The organism is Succinatimonas hippei YIT 12066, assembly GCF_000188195.1.
GTDB lineage: Bacteria > Pseudomonadota > Gammaproteobacteria > Enterobacterales > Succinivibrionaceae > Succinatimonas > Succinatimonas hippei.
The window spans coordinates 10,171-29,031 of the sequence record NZ_GL831068.1 but is presented as its reverse complement, the minus strand read 5'-3'; the positions used below and the strand labels follow the sequence as shown (position 1 = coordinate 29,031).

Annotated in this window: 16 protein-coding genes; 7 read left to right on the top strand and 9 right to left on the bottom strand. The window is 41.5% G+C overall.

Translation table 11 applies throughout. From position 1 onward, the window contains the following. Positions 1–10: 10 nt before the first annotated feature. Together HMPREF9444_RS11440 and HMPREF9444_RS09470 are read left to right on the top strand one after the other, a co-directional pair. Positions 11–154, top strand: coding sequence for a helix-turn-helix domain-containing protein (locus HMPREF9444_RS11440; protein ID WP_407083900.1), 144 nt, complete (start codon positions 11–13; stop codon positions 152–154). Between the two features lie 243 nt (positions 155–397). Then, positions 398–1,360, top strand: coding sequence for a tRNA-dihydrouridine synthase (locus HMPREF9444_RS09470; protein ID WP_009144215.1), 963 nt, complete (start codon positions 398–400; stop codon positions 1,358–1,360). 40 nt (positions 1,361–1,400) lie between these two features. On the opposite strand, the gene HMPREF9444_RS09465 is transcribed toward HMPREF9444_RS09470, so the two are convergent. Genes HMPREF9444_RS09465 through hisG form a run of 9 tightly spaced genes read right to left on the bottom strand, consistent with a single transcriptional unit; the run spans position 1,401 to position 9,364 of the window. Further along, positions 1,401–2,429, bottom strand: a complete 1,029-nt coding sequence (locus HMPREF9444_RS09465) for a TerC/Alx family metal homeostasis membrane protein (RefSeq protein ID WP_009144214.1) — start codon at positions 2,427–2,429, stop codon at positions 1,401–1,403. 9 nt (positions 2,430–2,438) lie between these two features. Next, positions 2,439–2,840 (bottom strand): phosphoribosyl-AMP cyclohydrolase, encoded by a 402-nt coding sequence (hisI, locus tag HMPREF9444_RS09460; RefSeq protein WP_009144213.1) that lies wholly within the window; start codon positions 2,838–2,840, stop codon positions 2,439–2,441. Continuing rightward, the gene (hisF, locus tag HMPREF9444_RS09455; protein ID WP_009144212.1) at positions 2,827–3,606 is read right to left on the bottom strand and encodes an imidazole glycerol phosphate synthase subunit HisF; all 780 of its coding nucleotides are present in this window, start codon (positions 3,604–3,606) and stop codon (positions 2,827–2,829) included. Before hisF ends, hisI begins: the two co-directional genes overlap by 14 nt. Further along, on the bottom strand, positions 3,588–4,322 hold the full coding sequence (gene hisA, locus HMPREF9444_RS09450) for a 1-(5-phosphoribosyl)-5-[(5-phosphoribosylamino)methylideneamino]imidazole-4-carboxamide isomerase (protein WP_009144211.1): 735 nt from the start codon (positions 4,320–4,322) through the stop codon (positions 3,588–3,590). The genes hisF and hisA overlap by 19 nt, the downstream gene beginning before the upstream one ends. 9 nt (positions 4,323–4,331) lie before the next feature. Further along, on the bottom strand, positions 4,332–4,937 hold the full coding sequence (hisH, locus tag HMPREF9444_RS09445) for an imidazole glycerol phosphate synthase subunit HisH (RefSeq protein WP_009144210.1): 606 nt from the start codon (positions 4,935–4,937) through the stop codon (positions 4,332–4,334). Next, positions 4,937–6,040, bottom strand: a complete 1,104-nt coding sequence (gene hisB, locus HMPREF9444_RS09440; protein WP_009144209.1) for a bifunctional histidinol-phosphatase/imidazoleglycerol-phosphate dehydratase HisB — start codon at positions 6,038–6,040, stop codon at positions 4,937–4,939. The genes hisH and hisB overlap by 1 nt, the downstream gene beginning before the upstream one ends. Positions 6,041–6,053: 13 nt before the next feature. Continuing rightward, positions 6,054–7,127, bottom strand: a complete 1,074-nt coding sequence (gene hisC / locus HMPREF9444_RS09435) for a histidinol-phosphate transaminase (protein ID WP_009144208.1) — start codon at positions 7,125–7,127, stop codon at positions 6,054–6,056. Between the two features lie 9 nt (positions 7,128–7,136). Then, a complete protein-coding gene (gene hisD / locus HMPREF9444_RS09430; protein WP_009144207.1) occupies positions 7,137–8,432 on the bottom strand; it encodes a histidinol dehydrogenase in 1,296 nt (431 codons plus the stop codon). 14 nt (positions 8,433–8,446) lie between these two features. Continuing rightward, positions 8,447–9,364 (bottom strand): ATP phosphoribosyltransferase, encoded by a 918-nt coding sequence (gene hisG / locus HMPREF9444_RS09425; RefSeq protein ID WP_009144206.1) that lies wholly within the window; start codon positions 9,362–9,364, stop codon positions 8,447–8,449. A gap of 252 nt (positions 9,365–9,616) precedes the next feature. Between hisG and HMPREF9444_RS09420 the strand changes: the two genes are divergently transcribed. The 5 genes from HMPREF9444_RS09420 (at position 9,617) to HMPREF9444_RS09400 (ending at position 18,809) form a co-directional block, all read left to right on the top strand. After that, positions 9,617–11,425, top strand: coding sequence for an autotransporter assembly complex protein TamA (locus HMPREF9444_RS09420; RefSeq protein WP_009144205.1), 1,809 nt, complete (start codon positions 9,617–9,619; stop codon positions 11,423–11,425). A 2-nt stretch (positions 11,426–11,427) separates the two neighbouring features. After that, positions 11,428–15,375: a translocation/assembly module TamB domain-containing protein gene (locus HMPREF9444_RS09415; RefSeq protein ID WP_009144204.1), complete on the top strand. Its 3,948-nt coding sequence runs from the start codon at positions 11,428–11,430 to the stop codon at positions 15,373–15,375. A gap of 8 nt (positions 15,376–15,383) precedes the next feature. Next, positions 15,384–15,932 carry a hypoxanthine phosphoribosyltransferase gene (gene hpt, locus HMPREF9444_RS09410; RefSeq protein ID WP_009144203.1) on the top strand — a complete coding sequence of 183 codons (549 nt, stop codon included), beginning with the start codon at positions 15,384–15,386 and terminating at the stop codon, positions 15,930–15,932. Beyond that, complete coding sequence (locus tag HMPREF9444_RS09405) at positions 15,913–17,505, top strand: S16 family serine protease (protein WP_009144202.1); 1,593 nt, start codon at positions 15,913–15,915, stop codon at positions 17,503–17,505. Before hpt ends, HMPREF9444_RS09405 begins: the two co-directional genes overlap by 20 nt. A gap of 134 nt (positions 17,506–17,639) precedes the next feature. Continuing rightward, positions 17,640–18,809, top strand: coding sequence for a sugar transporter (locus tag HMPREF9444_RS09400; RefSeq protein ID WP_009144201.1), 1,170 nt, complete (start codon positions 17,640–17,642; stop codon positions 18,807–18,809). Positions 18,810–18,861 lie beyond the last annotated feature (52 nt).

The following is an 18,861-nucleotide window of genomic DNA, read 5'->3' as shown; positions in this document are numbered from 1 at the left end:
TAGTTTATGGATGCCGGAAATAATGCATATTGCCTTTAAGTATAAACTGCGTCCTGACAGGAAGCAGAAGCAGGCAATGCGCAGGTGCTATTCAAGTGTATTAAGTGCGGCTATGAGGCAAATGCCGATCACAATGCCGTATAAAACATATTAATAAGGGCAGGATTGCCCGGATGGTCTGTAAAGCTAACTTTAATAGAGGTCGGCAGCAGGAACCAGCCTAGGCTAAACGACAATAGCAGTATTGTTGTTTAGCGGTAGGATCTTAGACCTTTAGACCGAGGAGGACGTCAAGCAGAATATAAGTCATAAAAAAACTTAAAAACGTATTTTAGGCTTTGATTTCACAGCTTTTAAGGTAAAATAGCGGCGTTTTCATTCCTTTTAAAATTTCATTATGCAGATAAATAAGGTTTATTTAGCTCCTATGGAGGGAGTTGCAGATCCTCCTTTACGTAAAGTTTTGACTGCTCACGGTAATTATGATGAATGTTTTTCTGAGTTTATTCGTGTTACCGATGTTGTGCTGCCATATAAAACTTTAGAACGTGAGGTCCCTGAACTTAAGGAGAATAATGCGCGTACTGCAAGCGGAACCTTAGTGAGAGTTCAGCTTTTAGGAGATAATCCTCAAACTATTGCAGCTACTGCAGTTCGTGCCGTTAAACTCGGGGCTAAAAGCATTGATATTAATTTCGGCTGTCCTTCGCGCTTTGTTCATCACGGCGGGGCGATGCTTTTAAAAGAGCCTGATTTGATGCATGAAATTGTGTCGACGGTACGTGATGCGCTTTTACCGGAGATATTCTTATCCGTAAAGGTGCGAACCGGATTTTTAAGCAAAGAAGAAGCTCCGGAAATTGTTTCTGCTATTGCCGTTGACGGTGTCGATGAAATCATTATGCATGCCAGAACCCGTAAGGATTTGTATTCAGAAGCTGCGCTTGACTGGTCGGTTATCGGCAGGGTAAGAGAATATGCTCACGGTATTCCAATGGTTGCAAACGGTGATATTTTGTCTTTTGAGGATGGACAACAGTGTTCTGAAGCGGCAAAAACCGATCGCTTAATGGTAGGACGCGGCGCTCTGTCAATTCCCAATGCAGGAGCTGTGTTAAAAGACGGAGCTGAGCCTTACACAACTTCTGAGGTACTAAAAGTAGTTGATGAGTTTATACAGGAGCTGATTAGTCGACGATTCCAGGAAAAGTCGGTTTTAGACAGAGCCAAGCAGTTTTTGGGTTTTGCCAGGCGTACGGATAAAAAGTTAGTGGAGTTTTTTAAACTTTTTTGTCGTGAAAATTCGGTGGATAAGGCAAGAAAACTAATTGAAACTTCTATAAGTCAGGACGAAAACTAAAAAACCGTTCCTGTTTTTACAGGAACGGCAGAAATAACCCTTATCTTTTCTTAGGGAAAATAAAACTGGCGATAATGCCTAAAGATAAAATTACGGCAATTACGGCAAGTGAGGTATAGACACTGATGTCTAAACCGAAACCGAAAAGATGCAAGCTTGCCGAAGCTCCTAACTTAAAGGCAATGAAAAAGAGCAGTACTGTAACGGCTTTTTCAAGATGCACCAGGTATTGACGCATGGCATCAAGCACAAAATACATGGAGCGCAAGCCCAGAACGGCAAAAATCATTGCAGAATAAACGATTAAAGGCTCTCGGCTGACAGCAATAACAGCCGGCACAGAGTCAAAAGCGAACATTACGTCGGTGGTTTCGATGACAGCAAGGCATAAAAACAGCGGTGTTGCAAACCACGGACCGGAACGTTTTAACACGATAGTCTTGTTTTCAGGCTTTTCAAGCTCTTTTTCAACTTCTTCTTTTCTTAAAAAGAAGTTATGTCCGACGATGCGCGGAAATACCGGGATAAATAAACGTACGGTTTTGTACGCAAGGTGAGAGGAAAAGTCCTTGTTTTCTTCTGCATCATCATGCTTTTTGAGCATCATGAATCCCGAAGCTGCAACCATCAGGGCAAAAATGATTTCGACGACAGGACCCATTGCAAAGAGGGTGGATCCGATTACGACGAAGACCATACGGAAAACCACGGCTCCCAATACACCCCAATATAAGACACGATGGCAGTATTTTTCCGGAACTTTAAACCAGGCAAAAATCGCCATCATTACAAACAGGTTGTCAACAGAGAGAGCCTGTTCGAAAAGATAGCCGGCAAGGTATAAGGATGCTACTTCTCCGTTAAAATGGAAGTACAAGAATCCGGCAAAACCTAGGCCTATTGAGATCCAGAACAAAGTCCATGCTACGGCCTGTTTTAAAGCAATAGGTTTATCTGAGCGGTGTGCCCACATATCAATACCCATAGCGATAATTGCAAGGGCAACGAAGATAACTACTGTTTCGGTTTCAAGACCAATATGGGTATTAAGGTAAGGATCGGTTGTCATAGCTCTTTATTACTTTATCATATTCATAATATAACGGGCTGTGGCATCAGGAAGCGGGGAAGCATCAAAGCAGCTTACGGTTCCTTTATGACAGGTCGGGCCGTCGGGACGGACTAAGATTAATAAAGTATCTTTGTCACAATCGGTGGTAATGGCGCGCAGATGCAGAAAGTTGCCGCTTTCCTCGCCTTTTGTCCATAACTTTTGACGATCACGGCTGTAGAAAGTTACAAAGCGCCCCGTAATGGTTTTTTGCAGGGCTTCTTTATTCATATAGCCGACCATAAGAACTTGTCCGGTTTGGGCATTTTGAATAACGGCAGGGATTAAGCCGTTGCCTTTTTCAAAATCAAGTTCGTCAATGCTCTCAAAGCCATAGCAATAATCGAGCACGGGTTTAGGGGTTATCACGGATTGTTACTCCTTTTTTTCTTAAGAAATTTTTAAGTTCGCCGATCTCAATGATCTTTTTATGGAAAACGGAAGCAGCTAATGCTCCGTCTACATCGCATTCGTTAAAAGCATCATAAAAATGTTCCATTGTTCCGGCACCGCCTGAGGCTATGAGAGGAACCTTGCAGATTTTTCGGACTGCTTGTAATTGTTTTAAATCATAGCCGTTACGCATGCCGTCCTGGTTCATCATATTAAGCACTATTTCACCGGCACCGCGTTTCTGAACTTCTTTGACCCAGTCTAGCGTCTGCCACTTTGTAGTAACAGTACTTTCGGTTTTGCCCGTGTATTGTTTAACCTGATAGGTATTTGAGACTTCATCGTAATAAGTGTCGATTCCGACAACAACGCATTGTACGCCGAAGCGATCGGCAAGGCGCGTAATTAATGAAGGATCGGCAAGTGCCGGACTGTTAATGGAAATTTTGTCAGCACCGTAAGCTAAAATCTGCTGTGCGTCTTCTTCGGTTTTAATTCCTCCGGCTACGGCAAACGGAATATTTATAACTTCAGCAATTTTTGCTACCCATGATTTATCAACGCGGCGGCGGTCGGCTGAAGCGGTGATGTCATAAAAAACGAGTTCGTCTGCGCCTTCGTCGGCATAGCGTTTGGCTAAATCAACAATAGACCCCATGACTTCGTGATTTTTAAACTGCACGCCTTTAACAACGACCCCGTCTCTGACGTCAAGACACGGAATTATGCGTTTTGCCAGCATTTTATTGCCTCACTGACGGTAAAACGTCCTTCTAAAAGAGAACGACCCAATACTACGGAAGTTGCTCCTGATTTTGCAACTGCTTTAATGTCATCAAGCGATGAAATTCCGCCTGAAGCAATAATGTCCAATTGCGGAAATTGTGCTGCAAGTTTGGCGTAAAGATGGTTGTTTGCGCCTTTCATCATTCCGTCTTTACTGATATCGGTAACTAAGACATGCTTAAGACCTGAACTTAAATACCTTGATATAGCTGTTTCAAGTTTTAAATCTGAAGTTTGCAGCCAGCCGTGGGTGGCAACATAGGCAATACTATCAATGATGCGTACATCGAAAGCTAAAGTAATGTGTTCACTGCCGAAGCGGCGCATCCATCCGCGTACCAGCTCAGGCTCTTTTACGGCAACCGAGCCGATGACAACGCGCTCCACTCCGCTGTCAAGCAGGTTTTTTACGTCACTTGCAGATCGGATCCCACCGCCGGTCTGAATAGGAATAGGGGAAGCTTTGACAATACGTCCTATTGCCGCTCTTTGTCTTTTAGCAGGATTTTTAGCTCCGTCCAAATCAACTATGTGCGCCATTTGGGCACCTTGATTGGCCGCCTGCAGAATACGAGAAATCGGATCGAAATTAAAAACGGTTTTTTGACTAAAGTCACCTTGCTTTAAGCGAACCACCTGGCCGCCTTGCAGATCTATTGCAGGAATGATCACGCTGTTTTCCTAAAGTTTAATGAAATTGTTCAAAAGCATGGCACCTACCGATCCTGATTTTTCAGGATGGAATTGCACGCCCATAAAATTATCGCGGCATAAAGCGGCGGTAAATTTCACTCCGTATTCACAAGTACCTATAGTGTAATCTCCGACATCCATGGCAAAGGAGTGTACGAAATAGAAATAGGCGTCTTGTTTTATTCCTTTAAATAAAGGATGATCGCTGTGGCTGACAGTATTCCAGCCCATATGCGGCAAAATTATATCGTCGCCGTGAAGCTGTCTTACTTTTCCCGAAACAATGTTTAAAGTTTTGATTTCTTCAAGATCCGAGTTTAAAGGAACTTCTGCCGATGCCGCGCCTAAAACCTGCATGCCAAGGCATATGCCTAAAAGCGGTTTTTTAGTATTTAAAATAAAATCATAAAGAAAACCGTCGTTAATTCCGGACATAACCGCAGAAGCTGTTCCCACTCCGGGGAGAATGAGTTTATCCGCTTTATTTAAAATATCAGTTTCGGAGGTAATTATCGGCTCAACGTCAAGACGTTTTAAAGCCTGTACCACTGAATTTAAATTAGCGGATTTGGTATCAATGATGCAAAGTTTCATCACAAAGTTCCTTTTGAAGAAGGAAGATCGGTACCGCTTACGGTTATTGCCTGACGCAAAGCCCGTCCGAAAGCTTTGAACAGGGCTTCAATCTGATGATGGCAGTTACCGTTAGAGACTTTCATATGCAGCGTAAGCCCTAAAGCGACGGCAAGTGACTCAAAAAAGTGCGGAACCATTTGGACGGGCATGGCTCCGGCTTTTTCTTCACTGAAAATTCCGTCAAGTCTGAAATTACAGTGAGGTCTGCCTGATATATCAAGGGCAACCGTTACACCGTCATCATTTAATTTATCAGCAAAAACATGAGCATAAACTTCATCCATCGGCAGTACGAATCCGAAACGTCCGATACCGCGTTTATCTAAAAGAGCTTCTTTTATTGCAGTACCTAGGGCAATGCCGGTATCTTCAATGGAATGGTGCTCATCGACAAATAAGTCGCCTGTGACTTTAACATCCATATTAAATCCGCCGTGAGTGGCAATTTGATCAAGCATATGATCAAAAAATCCCATACCGGTGTCGATTTTGGATGTACCGTGATGATCAAGATCAACCGTAATATCAATCTTTGTTTCTTTAGTATGGCGGCTTACCGTTGCAATGCGATGTCTTATGGTTAGGTCGTCAGCAATTTTGTCCCAAGGCATGGAATCTTCGTGATAGAGAATACTCTGTATTCCCATATTCTCACCCATCTGCAGATCAGTGCTGCGATCTCCGATAAAGTAAGAATGAGCTCTGTCCCAAGATGTATCTTTTAAATAAGCCATGACAAGACCGAGTTTAGGTTTACGGCAGTCACAGTTATCTTTTTCAAAATGCGGACAAATAAGTACTTGCTCAAAGGTAATACCCTGACTTTTTAAAGTATTCAGGATAAACTCGTGCGGTTTGGTAAACGTTTCAAGCGGAAAGGATGAAGTGCCCAAGCCGTCTTGATTGGATACCATGACGAAAGTAAACCCCGCATTTTTTAAGCGGGTTAAAGCCGGAATAACATTGGGAGCAAAAGATATTTTTTCAAGGCTGTCGACTTGAAAATCATTCGGTTCTCTGACTAATGTTCCGTCTCTATCGATAAATAAATACTTTTTCATCTTAGATACATTTTTATACTGCAGCAAGAACGCTTAAAACACGCATTAATTCGTCAAGCTCTTCATCCGAACCGATTGAAATACGCACGCAGTCTTTAAGACCGGGCTTGGTTTCAAAAGAACGAAGAATAATGCCTTTTTGTGCTACCGCATTGAAAATTTCCGGTCCGTTTTTGAATTTAACAAGCAGGAAATTAGCTTCAGACGGGAACACTTTGCTGACAATTGGTAAAGACAATAAAGCGCTTTCTAAAATAGCACGGCGTTTTAAAGCCAAAGAAACGCGGATCCTCATCAAATCTTTACCGCCAGAGGCAAGTGCCTGCTTGGCCACTTGGGCTACCGGATCCGGAATAGGATAAGGATCGATGACCTTGGTTAAAAGAGCAATTACTTCTTTATTTGCCAAGGTAAACCCGCAGCGGATGCCGGCTAAGGCAAAGGCTTTTGATAAAGTACGAAGTACTATAAGGTTCGGATGATCTTTTATTAAATCAACAACGGTATTTTTAGCTGAAAATTCAATATAAGCTTCATCCATGACAATAAATGTTTCAGGTAAAGCTTCAAGCAGCTTTAAAAGCTCGTCTTTGCTGAAAATAATGCCCAAGGGATTTGCCGGACTGTCGATAAATACTGCTTTAACTTTAAACGGAGCTTTTTCTACTGCATCAAGAACAGCTTTGGCATCTAACGTAAAATCATCATTACGTACAGCGTAAGCTACTTTAGCATCGTTGGTTTGGGCGGCGATTTCATACATTCCGTATGTAGGAGGAGCGATAACAATACCGTCTTGATCTTTTTCACAGAATGTACGGATGATAAGACCGATGCCTTCATCTGAGCCGCGGGTTACGAGTACGTTTTCAGGACGCAGATCTGTGTAATCGGCGTATGCTGTCACTACCTCCTGCGGTTGACAATCCGGATAGCGGTTTAAGGTTGTAGAATTGAAGAAGTACAACTCGCTTTTTGGCGACTCATTTGCATTTAAAAAAGTATGGCCGTGACCGCCGATGCGTCGTGCCGACTGATAAGGTACAAGCTTTTGAACGTGTTTGGCTGCAAGTTTCTCAATATCCATACTTTTCTCCTAAATTGTTCCTTTGGCTGCTTTTACGCGAATAGCGGCGGCATTCTTATGAGCATCAAGACCTTCGGCTGCTGCTAACGCTTCAACAGTTGCGGCAATACCGATTATTCCCTTTTTGGAAGCGTGGGATACGGTAAAGCGGCGTCTGAAATCATCGGTGCCGAGAGCTGAAGCGGTACGGGCATAGCCGTAGGTGGGCAGAGTATGATTGGTACCTGAGGCGTAATCACCTAAAGATTCGGGTGTGTAAGCTCCGAGGAAAATAGATCCTGCATTACGCAGCTTGGGCAACAGTGTCTTAGGCTTTTGTGTCTGAACAATAAGATGTTCAGGAGCATATTTGCAGGAAATTTCAGCACATTCGTCTAAATCTTTGCAAATGATTGCCGTACTCTTTGATAACGCTTTTTGAGCAATTTCTTTACGCGGCAGGACTTGAAGCTGTCTGTCAACTGCAGCAAGAGAATCTCTTATTTGTTTTTCCGACGGACTTAATAAGATAACTTGAGAATCAGGACCGTGCTCGGCTTGTGATAATAAGTCGGCGGCGATTAACTCAGGATTGGCTTTGTCGTCGGCAATTACCAAAACTTCAGAAGGACCTGCAGGCATTTCAATGGCTGCACCGTTAGGATCTTCGCTTACCATGCGTTTTGCCATGGTAACGAATTGATTGCCCGGACCGAAAATTTTAAGTACTTTAGGAACTGATTGGGTTCCGTAAGCCATAGCTGCGATAGCTTGTGCTCCTCCAATGCGGAAAATACGTTTAACTCCGGCTTTGTGTGCGGCGTAAACGATAGCATCCGAAACGGGAGGCGGAGAACATAAGATGATTTCATCGCATCCTGCAATCTTTGCGGGAACGGCGAGCATCAAAGCAGTTGAAACCAAAGGTGCACTTCCTCCGGGTACGTAAAGACCTACAGACTCAATCGGATGAGTTGCGGTCATGCAGGTGATCCCCGGGAAAGTTTCAAGCTTTACGTGACAGGGCTTTTGCGCAGCATGAAAAGCTTTAATATTGGCAAGAGCGAGATTAATGGCTTTTTTAAGTTTAGCGCTTACGCGATCGCAAGCTTGCTTGATTTCATCTTTGGTAAATTCAAGATCGTTGCCTTCATATTTATCAAGCTCTTTTGAATATCGGAGTAAAGCTGTGTCCCCGTCTTTTTTTATATTGTCAATAATCGAGCGGACAATCTCAGCGACTTTTGCGCTGTCGTTTTGCGCCGGTCTTGTTAAAGCGGCAACGCGTTCGGCATTATTTAATTTATCCCAGAATTTTATATCCATTTTGAACCTTCTAATTAATCAAGCATTTTTTCTATAGGTACTACCAGGATAGAGGAAGCTCCGAGTGCCTTTAATTGCTCCATCGTTTCCCAGAAAAGTTTTTCTCGGGATACGACATGCAGTGCTACGCGATCGGTTTCTCCTTCAAGCTCTATAATTGAAGGGTTTTCGGCTCCCGGCAAAATTGCCTTTATTTGCTGCAGCATTGCTTTGGGCGCATTCATCATGATGTACTTGCTTTCGCGGGCAGCCATGACGCCTTTAAGACGGGGGATAATCAAATCAGCAATAGCTTGCTTTTCAGGGAATAAGTCCTGATCACGGCCGATTAATACGGCTTTTGACTCATAGATGGTGTCAACTTCACGCAAACCGTTAGCTTGCAGGGTAGCTCCGGTGCAGACCAAATCGCAAATAGCATCGGCAAGTCCGGCGCGCGGTGCAACTTCAACGCTGCCGGTCAAAAGAACCGGCTTGAAGTTTATGCCTTGTTCACTTAATTTTCTTTTTAATAAAAAAGGATAGGTAGTTGCAATTTTGCAGCCTTCCAAATCGGCAAGGCCGTGCCATTCTTTTTCTTGAGGAATTGCAACGGATAAACGGCAGTCGCCGTAATTTAATTTCATGACTTCACGAAAGCCGGTCGGCATGCCGTCTACTTTACGCTGCATCATGGTTTCTTCAAGAACGTTTTGTCCGACGATACCCCAGTCAACCACATGATCCATTACAAGACCCGGAATGTCGTCATCACGTACGCGCAAAATGTCAATCGGCAGATTCTCAACATGAGCAAGTAAATGATCGCGGCTTTCGTTAATTTTTATTCCACAGTTTTTAAACAGCTTTTCGGTATCGTCGGTTAAACGACCTGATTTTTGAATCGCAATTCTAAGGCGTGAACGGCTGGCGTCATTGTTAACCATGCTCATAATTTCCTCTTTAATTTTCTGCCTATACTATTAAAGTTTTACTGAATCTATCATTATATAGTGAAGTCCGTATTTGTTCATACTTGCGGTGCATTTTGATGCAAAAAATCTTAGTCTGGAAAAAAGAAGATAAGGTATCTTATTTATTTTGAAGAGTTTTTTAAGCAGCGCTTAATTTTTAGAGTAAATTACTTATTTTGTTCAATTATTTGCGATAATTAAAAGGATTGAAATAAGGCCCAAAAGTTAAAAATGATTGTTGTTTTGCCGCAGATAAAAATTTTATGCAAAAGAAGTCTGTGCTATTGCGCTGCGGTCTTATGTGCTTTGTTTTTATGTTCTTGCGGTTCAAATGACGAACTTATCGAACAAAAACCCGATGATACGGTGTACGTAACATTTAAAGTAGAAGGGTTGAATCAGCAGCTTCATGACAATGTGCAGGCTTTTTTAAATACCATGCCTGCAATTGCTAAAGAACGGGTTTTTCTTTTTAATCGCGAAATTAGGGAAAATACGCAAAAAGCACTGCGCGCATTCGGCTATTACCACCCTGAGATTAAAGTTGAGTTGCCAAAAAGGGACGATCCTAACGCCACTGAAGTTGTTGTAAGCGTGGATGCCGGCAAACCTTTGTTTATACGTAATTGCAATGTTGAAATTTTAGGTGAAGGCGCTGACTATAAAGTATTTTCCGATTTGCTGTCTAACAGCTCGATTAAGTCTTATACGCTGCTTGATCATGGGGCTTATGAAAAATTAAAGTCGGATCTGCGTTCTAAAGCTTTATCTTTAGGCTTTTTTGACGTGGAACTTTTGTCTTCGCGCATTATGGTTTATACCGAAGAGAATTTTGCCGATATTGAGCTTCTTATTGATACGGGCAAGAGGTATTCTTTCGGCAAATTCATTACTGATGAAACAACTGATGAATTATTAAAACCTGTTGAGTCATTGATGACTTTAAACGAAGGCAAGCCTTTTTCAACTAAGGAAATCAGTGATTATCAATCAAGTCTTACCCGGACTAATTTCTATCGCTCGATAGACATTACTCCGCAGATGGAAGCTATTGAAGATTATAAAGTTCCGCTTAAGGTTCATCTTGAAAGACGCAGTAATAATCTGATGCGCGTCGGTGCCGGTTTTTCAACCGATGAAGGTCCGCGTATGCTGTTTGAATGGGATAAACCGCTTTTAAACAGCAGCGGACACTCTTTGTCTTCATATGCTAAATTATCGCAGGTTACGCAAAATGCTCAGGTAGTTTATAAGATACCGCGTAAAAATCCGAATCTTGATTATTACTATATAAGTGCATCGCAGACCCATACCGATTTAAATGATACGCTATCAGATCGTTCGCACTTGAGTTTCCATTATGTGGCTAACGATACCGGAGTTTGGCGTCGTGATTACTCTATAAGAGCAGAATACGAAGATTATACGCAGGGATCTGAAAAAGGATACGGCTGGAATTTAATGCCGGCATTGCAGCTGTCCCGCCGTGAAAGTTCAGGCGGTTTCGATCCGCGTTACGGCTATTCTTTAAATCTTGATCTTACAGGAGCCACTTCGGGAATATCCGATTACTCTTTCTTTAGAGCGCTAGCCACTTTCAAAGCTGTTGTCTCTCCTACCGAAAATACGCGTTTGGTAATGCGTTTGCAGCAAGGTGGTATTTTCGGTCCTGACAGCGAAACATTACCGCCCAGTCTGCGCTTTTTTGCCGGTGGTGATCAGTCTATCCGCGGGTACGGTTATATGGATGAGGCGCCTCATAATTCAGGCGGGTTAAAAGGTGCCCGCTATCTTACTACCGGAACTTTGGAGTATCAGTTCCCTATAGGAATAGCCAATTCGCGCATGGCGGTTTTTCTTGATGCCGGTACGGCAACGGATGATTATAAGGATGATTTTCTTTTCGGTCCTGGTATCGGCTATCGATATGTTTCGCCTTACGGAACCGTCCGTGTTGACTTAGGCTTAGGAATAGATAATGGCAGCGATAGCGATGTCTCGAATATCCGTTTACACTTTGCATTCGGTCCGGAGTTTTAATTATGAAGAAGTGGAATATCTTAAAACTCCTTATAAGTATTTTTCTTATTTTTATATTGGTTGTTTTTGCTGCCGTTTGTTTTCTTGTAGGTACGTACTCAGGAGCTAAATTTACTTTAAACACCGTAAAAGATCTGGTAAAAGATACTGTTATTCTTGATATTGATTTAAAAGGTGGCTCTCTTTATCGCGGATTTAAGACCGGCAATCTGTACGTTGAAGTTAAAGATATTGTTAAGGTAAGTGCTTCTTCTTTTGACATTGCTTATGATTTAACCGATGTTCTCGTATATAAATATCTGGATGTAAGTAAATTAAAGGCTGATAATCTTGAGGTCGTGTTGTTGACCTCGGATAAGCAAGACGAAACGAATGTTGAAAAACCTTTGCCGGAAGAAAACCTCTCTCCTGAAAAGATTGTTTTTCCGGTTGCGATTCAAATTCATGATTTTACTGTCAATAATTTTCATTACGGCATGGATATTCTTGACGTAAATGTTGATATGTTTAAAACAAAAAGTCTTGGAGCCAACAACTATCTTCTTTATATGGTTGATACGATTGCTTCAAAGCCGGTAGTTCATTTAAAAGGCGGCGAAAGCGAAACAGATCGGAAGAAGATTGAAAAAATACAGCAAGATGTTACACAGGCGATTAGTAATTTACAGTCGGGGAAAGATCAGACTTTAGTGTTTACAAAAGACGAGACAGCTGAAAAAGCACAGCTTGTTTCGGAGGTGAAAACTGAAAATGCCGTTTCAGGATTTGATGACGGTAACGGCCTTATAGAAGATTTGCCTACAGTAAATCTCCCTTTTGATATTACTCTTACCAATATTAAGTTTACGAACGGACGTTACTATCAAAGCAGTTTTGATACCGGATTATGCGATATAACCCTTTCAGCGGCTTGGGTTGATACCAAGCTTTATGTGACGCAATTGGAGGCATTTCATGAGTTAGGCTCGGTGTCTGTGACCGGCAATATGAATTTTATTGAGCATTTTCCGATGGAATTCAAACTTTCAGGTCAAGGGGCGCTTAATGATGCTACGGAAAAGAATTTCGGCGGTGTTTTATACGGTCTTCAAGGCAGTGCGGATATTAATGGATCTTTAGTTGATTTAAAAGCCAAAGGTCATTTAATCAATCCTGATGATACGGCTTTTTATATAAGGATAAATAGCTTGTCATCAATGCTGCCGCTTGAAATCAAGGTTGATTCTCAATATTTATCTTGGCCTTTATATGTTGAAGATCCGACAGCCCAAGTTGAAAATTTGACCCTGGATGCAAAAGGATCGCTGCAGGAAGGGCTTGATATTAACTTTTCAGGTAAACTTTCAGGTTACGGCTTTGATAATTTTGTTGCGGCATTTTCAGGAAAATCAAGTCTTAGTTATTCACATATAAATAATTTAATGCTAAAGGGGGTTTATCAAGGATCTGAAATTGATGCCCATGTAAGCGGCGATGCTTATTATCAGAAGACGTTCGGATTTAAAGGAGATGCCGATATTAAAGCTTCTGATTTGGGGTTTGTAAATGAAATACTGCAAGGATCATTGTCTTTCGTTTCTGACATTGATGTTGCTTATGAACCGCAAAATCAGGATTTGATTATTAATGTCGAAGATTTAAACGCTGATTTTCATTTAAACGATAGAAAATCAAAACTTATCGGCAAGCAAATATACGGAACGTTACATACCGGTATTGAGGTAAAGAATATTGAATTTATTCAACCTGAAAATACTTTGCAGCTTACCGGAGTATACGGAAATAAAACGCAGCTTCAAGGTAAGATCAATTTTAATAATTTAAGTTATTTATACCCGACTCTAAAAGGTGAATTTGTCGGTAATGTCAACGTTACGGGAGAACATAATGATTTTGTCGTGGCTCTAAACGGCAAGAGCCAGCGTCTTTCAAGCGGTGATTTTCATGTGCGTAATTTGATTTTTGACGGAAATGTCGATACTGCAAGTGAAAATATCATGTTTACGGCTGTTGCCGATACTTTGCGTTTTGTTAAAGCACTAAAACCGTCTCGTCAATGCATAGTTGATTTTAACGGCAGTTTAGAAAAGCACGAGCTGGTGTTCAACTGCGGTGGTGATACTTCTGGATTTATGTCGCTTGTTGGTAATTATGATAAAGAAAACAGTAAATGGCACGGAGCCGTCAATGAGTTTTTCATTTCCAATCCGTTAAGCGGCGCCATATCACTGCAAAAACCCTTAATTGTTGATATCAATACGGCTTCTATGGAAGGAAATGTCAGTGCTTTTAATCTAAGCGGGGATGATATAGGAACTATTGCAGTAAGTCCTACAATATTCGGTCCTAAAGAAGTTAAATCGGCTCTTAAAGTAGCATCATTTAAGCTTGAATCATTAAAGCCTTTTTTGCCTGAAGGCACGTTTGTAAGCGGTACCGTTGCAGCCGATGCTGATGTCAATATTAAAAACGGTGTTCCGGATATCAAGACTTACATAACGTCAAATCGTATTGCCGCAGCAAGTCAGGGTGCTCTTATCATTTTGGATAAGGTTGATTTAAACGCTGACATGACGCAAAACACTCTTACTTTAAACGCACTTTTAAATTTGCTGGGCGATCGCGGAAACGTTGATGCTTCATTAAAAATAAGTGATCCGACAGGAGTAAAGCGTCTTTCCGGGCACCTTAATTTAAACAACCTTGATTTATCGCTGTTTACTGCAGTAGGTGGTGCTTTTAATGCTCTTGAAGGATCTGCCGGGATTAACGGTGATTTCTCCGGTACGCTTGAAAAACCGCTTTTTAACGGCAGCATTATGGTGAAAGGCAAAGGTGAACCGCGCTATGACGTAGGTTCAATAGAAAATTTTGATCTTAATGTAATTTCATACGGAAATCGCGGTGATATAACGGGCTTTATAAGTCTTAACGAAGGTAAAATTGATCTAAACGGCACATTGGACTGGTCTGAGGCTGCTAAAGCTGATTTGAGCATAACTTCAAATCGTTTGCCTTTGTTTCTTTTAGGTTACGGTCAGGCCTTTGCCGATGTCGATACTAGAGTAACTTTTGATGAAAATCTTAGTTTAATAGGAACCGTAACTATTCCGGAGGCAAGGATTTCCGTTAAAAATATTGAAAGTTCCGGAGTGAGCGTTTCAGGTGATGAAATAATTGTCGGAAAGAACGGAGCCAGTGAATTGATGCGGCAAAAAGCTTCATCTCCGGTTAATACTTATATTGATTTGAAAATGCGTCTTGGTGAAGACGTAAGAATTAAGGCAATGGGACTTGATGGTTATCTGCAGGGCGGAATTGATATCTTAAAGCCTCTTGATGATCCGGGTATTAAAGCACAAGGTCAGATACATGTGGTTGACGGTAAAATCGATCTTTACGGACATCATTTTGTTGTAGGACGTGCGGAAACCCGCTTTAACGGAGATATTGCCAATCCGTCTTTGAATGTTGAAGTTTACGCAGACAGAGCTGCTCTTGAGGATGATGTTGATGTCGGAATTAAAGTTACCGGCAGTGCTTCTGATCCTAAAATTGACTTCGTTTCAAGTCCGGCAATGTCTGACAATGAAGCTTTGTCATATATTCTTTACGGTCACGGTCTTGAAAAAGATGCAAGCTCTCAGGACAGCAACAGCTCTTTACTTTTGGGGCTTGGCTTAAGTTCCACTACCGGTATCGTTAATTCGCTTGTTGGTGCTTTCGGTATTCAGGATGTTCAAGTAGGAACCGCAGGAAGCGGAGAGGACACCCAAGTTGCGGTACAAGGATATATTACCCGAAGGATCCGTGTTTCATACGGTTACGGTGTTTTTAACGCTATCGGTGAATTTAAGGTCCGTTATGAATTTATGCGTAAACTTTACGCGGAGTTTGCCTCCTCAATTGATCAGGCGGTGGACTTAATCTACAGTTTTGAATTTGATTAGGAGATTTTATGTCTATAGCCGTAAAAGAACTAAAGCCTGTTTTTACCAAAGAAGAGATCACCTCTCGTGTGCGTGAAATGGGTGAACAAATTTGTAAAGATTATGCCGGTCAGTCGCTTGTCGCCGTTTGCGTGTTAAAGGGTGCGGTATTGTTTTTCAGTGATTTGGTAAGAGCTCTTGCCCCGCTTGAGCTTGAGTTGGATTTTTTAAGAGTCTCCTCTTACGGCAATGATACCCAGTCATCCCATGAAGTTTGCTTTAAAAAAGATGTTGAGTTAAATCTGCGCGGTAAAAACGTTTTGATTATTGAAGACGTGATTGACTCAGGTCTTACCATGCAGAAAGTTAAAGAACATTTTTTGGTGCGCGGAGCCAAATCAGTTAAGCTGTGTGCTTTTATCGATAAAAGAGAGCGCCGTATTACCGACATTAAGATCGATTATTCAGGATTTGTTTTAGAACGCGGTTTTATAGTAGGATACGGTCTCGATTTGGCTGAAAAGTATCGTCATTTACCCGGAATTTTCGAGGCGGTAGTTGAAGAAAGTAACGTTTAAAAAAAGCAACGGCTCAAGTGATATCGTAAGGGCTTGCTATGAACTTGAAGCAGAAGATTTATATCCTGCCTTTAAACAAAATAATTTTGCGACGACACAAGAAATAACGGCACGTTCTTTTGCTTCTTTACAGTTAAGAGCTAAAAATGCCGTAAAGGCATTAATTAATTCTAAAAACCGTAATATCTTGATGTTATGTGCCGTGAATCGCATTGATCAGTGTAAAGTAGCGGCAGCTATCGTTAGTGAAGTTTCTGATAAGAGCGTGCTTATTGCTAAAGCTCCGAGCAGACGGGAACTTTTCGGTGATGCATCTTGTAAGAGCGTGCTGCTTTCATATGATGTAGTGATAATTCCTTGTGTGCATTTAAACGATCATCCCAAATGGATAGGTTTGCTTGAGGATTTTTTAGATAAAAATTTCCATGCAAAGCTTATTTTGACAGGAGACGGCGGTGATTGCGCAGAGCTCATGGTGATGTGGCCGCAGCTTGAGCATGCTTTACAGGCTGATTTGGTGCTCGAATTTCCGTCGGTAGGCGGTATGGAGCTAATGGCAGGTCTTATTAAGCATTATCAGAAAAAAGATCCTGAGATTAAAGATTTTGATGAAGACGCGGTAAGGCTGTTATGCATGTATGCATGCCGTGAAAGCGGTGACAGACGTTGGCTCGGTCTTCCTGAAGAAAAGATCCGTTCGCTTATTGAAGATGCTTCTTTTTTTGCTAAAGGAGAAACGGTAGCTAAACGTCACGTTTTAAAATCCATAGCAGCTATGGATTTTAGAATTAATTTCTTGGCTGAATCTGAGCTTCGCGATCATCGTGATCGGCAGATTTTAATTAGTACGCAGGGAGCTGTAGTCGGTCAGATAAACGGTCTTTCTGTCATTGAAACAGCCGGAACTTCGTATGAGTTCGGAGAGCCGGTGCGTATTACTGCAACTGCAAGAGCAGGCGGAGAAGGTGATGTCATTGATATTGAAAGGAAAGCTGAGCTTGCCGGTCAAATTCATGCCAAGGCAATGATGATCATTAACGGATATCTGACAAAGGAGTTCGGATCTGATCAGCCTTTACCGATGTCGGCAAGTTTGGTTTTTGAACAGTCTTATAGTGAAGTTGACGGCGACAGTGCCTCTCTTACCGGCTTGTGTGCTGTTATTTCATGTTTGGCAAAAGTTCCTATTCGTCAGGATTTGGCAGTAACGGGAGCAGTTGATCAGTTCGGTGACGTACAGCCCGTCGGCGGAGTTAATGAAAAAATTGAAGGATTTTTTAAAGTTTGCAGACTTCACGGATTTACCGGAACTCAGGGAGTGGTGATCCCATTCTCTTGCGTTAATCAGCTGGTTTTACGTCCAAGCGTTGTAAACGCAGTAAAAAAGGGTGTTTTCCATATTTACACCGTAGCTCACGTAAATGATGCGGTAAAACTGCTTACCACTATGGATTGGGATGCCGATGACGGACGAGACACAATCCGTCAAAGAATTGTCGATCATCTTTATGAGGTTGCCAACGGTAAGGAAGAGATCCCTTGGTGGAAATTTTGGCAGAAAAATGAAGACTAAGAAGGTAAACCGCACTTTAAATCGTGCGGTTTACAGTTTAGGTTTGTTAAAAAGATCAAAATTAGGGCATTAATAACAAATTAACAATTAATATTTATAATTAGCCCGGCTTTTAAATAATTTACGGCATCACTATGTCTACAGAAAAAATCTCTTCTTGGTTTCCTATTATTTTACTTACATTTTCAGCATTTATTTTTAATACTACTGAATTTACTCCGGTTGCTCTTTTAACTGATATTGCGGCAGATTTAAATATTACTGAAGCAAAAGCAGGTTTAATTATCACGATTTATGCGTGGGTCGTGCTTATTATGTCGCTTCCTTTAATGCTTATAGCATCAAGAATTGAGTTTAAGCGTCTTCTTTCTATAATTATCGGAGTTTACTGTTTAGGTCATATTATTTCTGTTTTTGCCGGATCTTTTGCAACATTGCTTGTTGCTCGAATCTGTATTGCCCTGTCTCACTGTATTTTTTGGTCTATAGCAATGCCGCTTGCCGTTAAATTAGCACCACCGGGAAAGCGAGCCGCGGCTTTATCATTAGTCGGCGCCGGGACAGCTGTTGCAATGGTTTTAGGAATGCCGCTTGGCCGTATTGTCGGTTTATCCTTTGGCTGGCGCGCTCCTTTTGCTTTGCTCGGAATTGCTGCCTTTATCATTATTGTTCTATTGCAATTTATTTTTCCGAAAGTTCCTGTAACCAATCGTTCTTCGTTATCCTCTTTACCGCAAATTATCAAAAACGGACCTTTAATGACTTTGTATGTGATAACTGCATGTATTTTTACCGGTCATTTTACAGGTTATTCCTTTATTGAGCCGTTTTTACTTAATGAGGCTAAGCTTCATGTAGATTTGGTAACCGTCACTATAAGTTTATTCGGTATTTCAGGAGTTGCCGGAAGCTTTATTTTTTCTCGTTACAGCAGCACATCTTTAAAGCAGCTTGCGTATTTTGCAACATTCGGTCTTGCGGTCTTTTTGTTGTGTCTGCATATTGCAAGTTATCATTACTATAGTACGGTTTTAATCTGTATTATGTGGGGATTGGCTTTTGCCGTATACAGTCTTTTATTTCAAGATCAGGTCATTAAGCTCATGCCGGAGCAAGCATCTATAGCAATGTCGATTTATTCAAGTATTTGTAATTTGGGAATAGGTGCAGGTGCTTTGGTTGGCGGTATTGTATCAAGTAAAGTAAACCTTGCTTATATCGGTTATGCAGGAGCAGCTGTTGCTTTAGTCGGTGCATTGATTTGCGCGTTTTTCTTTGCAAAAAAACTTATTGCAAATCAGTAGGAATTAAATCAAATTTTATTTTATCAAAAAAAGATCAGCGGCTAAAACCCCG

Bases quoted from the DNA above. Each gene is read 5' to 3' on its own strand.
- HMPREF9444_RS11440 (WP_407083900.1), top strand. From the start codon at position 11: ATGCCGGAAATAATGCATATTGCCTTTAAGTATAAACTGCGTCCTGAC.
- HMPREF9444_RS09470 (WP_009144215.1), top strand. From the start codon at position 398: ATGCAGATAAATAAGGTTTATTTAGCTCCTATGGAGGGAGTTGCAGAT.
- HMPREF9444_RS09465 (WP_009144214.1), bottom strand. From the start codon at position 2,429: ATGACAACCGATCCTTACCTTAATACCCATATTGGTCTTGAAACCGAA.
- hisF (WP_009144212.1), bottom strand. From the start codon at position 3,606: ATGCTGGCAAAACGCATAATTCCGTGTCTTGACGTCAGAGACGGGGTC.
- hisH (WP_009144210.1), bottom strand. From the start codon at position 4,937: ATGAAACTTTGCATCATTGATACCAAATCCGCTAATTTAAATTCAGTG.
- hisB (WP_009144209.1), bottom strand. From the start codon at position 6,040: ATGAAAAAGTATTTATTTATCGATAGAGACGGAACATTAGTCAGAGAA.
- hisC (WP_009144208.1), bottom strand. From the start codon at position 7,127: ATGGATATTGAGAAACTTGCAGCCAAACACGTTCAAAAGCTTGTACCT.
- hisD (WP_009144207.1), bottom strand. From the start codon at position 8,432: ATGGATATAAAATTCTGGGATAAATTAAATAATGCCGAACGCGTTGCC.
- hisG (WP_009144206.1), bottom strand. From the start codon at position 9,364: ATGAGCATGGTTAACAATGACGCCAGCCGTTCACGCCTTAGAATTGCG.
- HMPREF9444_RS09420 (WP_009144205.1), top strand. From the start codon at position 9,617: ATGATTGTTGTTTTGCCGCAGATAAAAATTTTATGCAAAAGAAGTCTG.
- HMPREF9444_RS09415 (WP_009144204.1), top strand. From the start codon at position 11,428: ATGAAGAAGTGGAATATCTTAAAACTCCTTATAAGTATTTTTCTTATT.
- hpt (WP_009144203.1), top strand. From the start codon at position 15,384: ATGTCTATAGCCGTAAAAGAACTAAAGCCTGTTTTTACCAAAGAAGAG.
- HMPREF9444_RS09400 (WP_009144201.1), top strand. From the start codon at position 17,640: ATGTCTACAGAAAAAATCTCTTCTTGGTTTCCTATTATTTTACTTACA.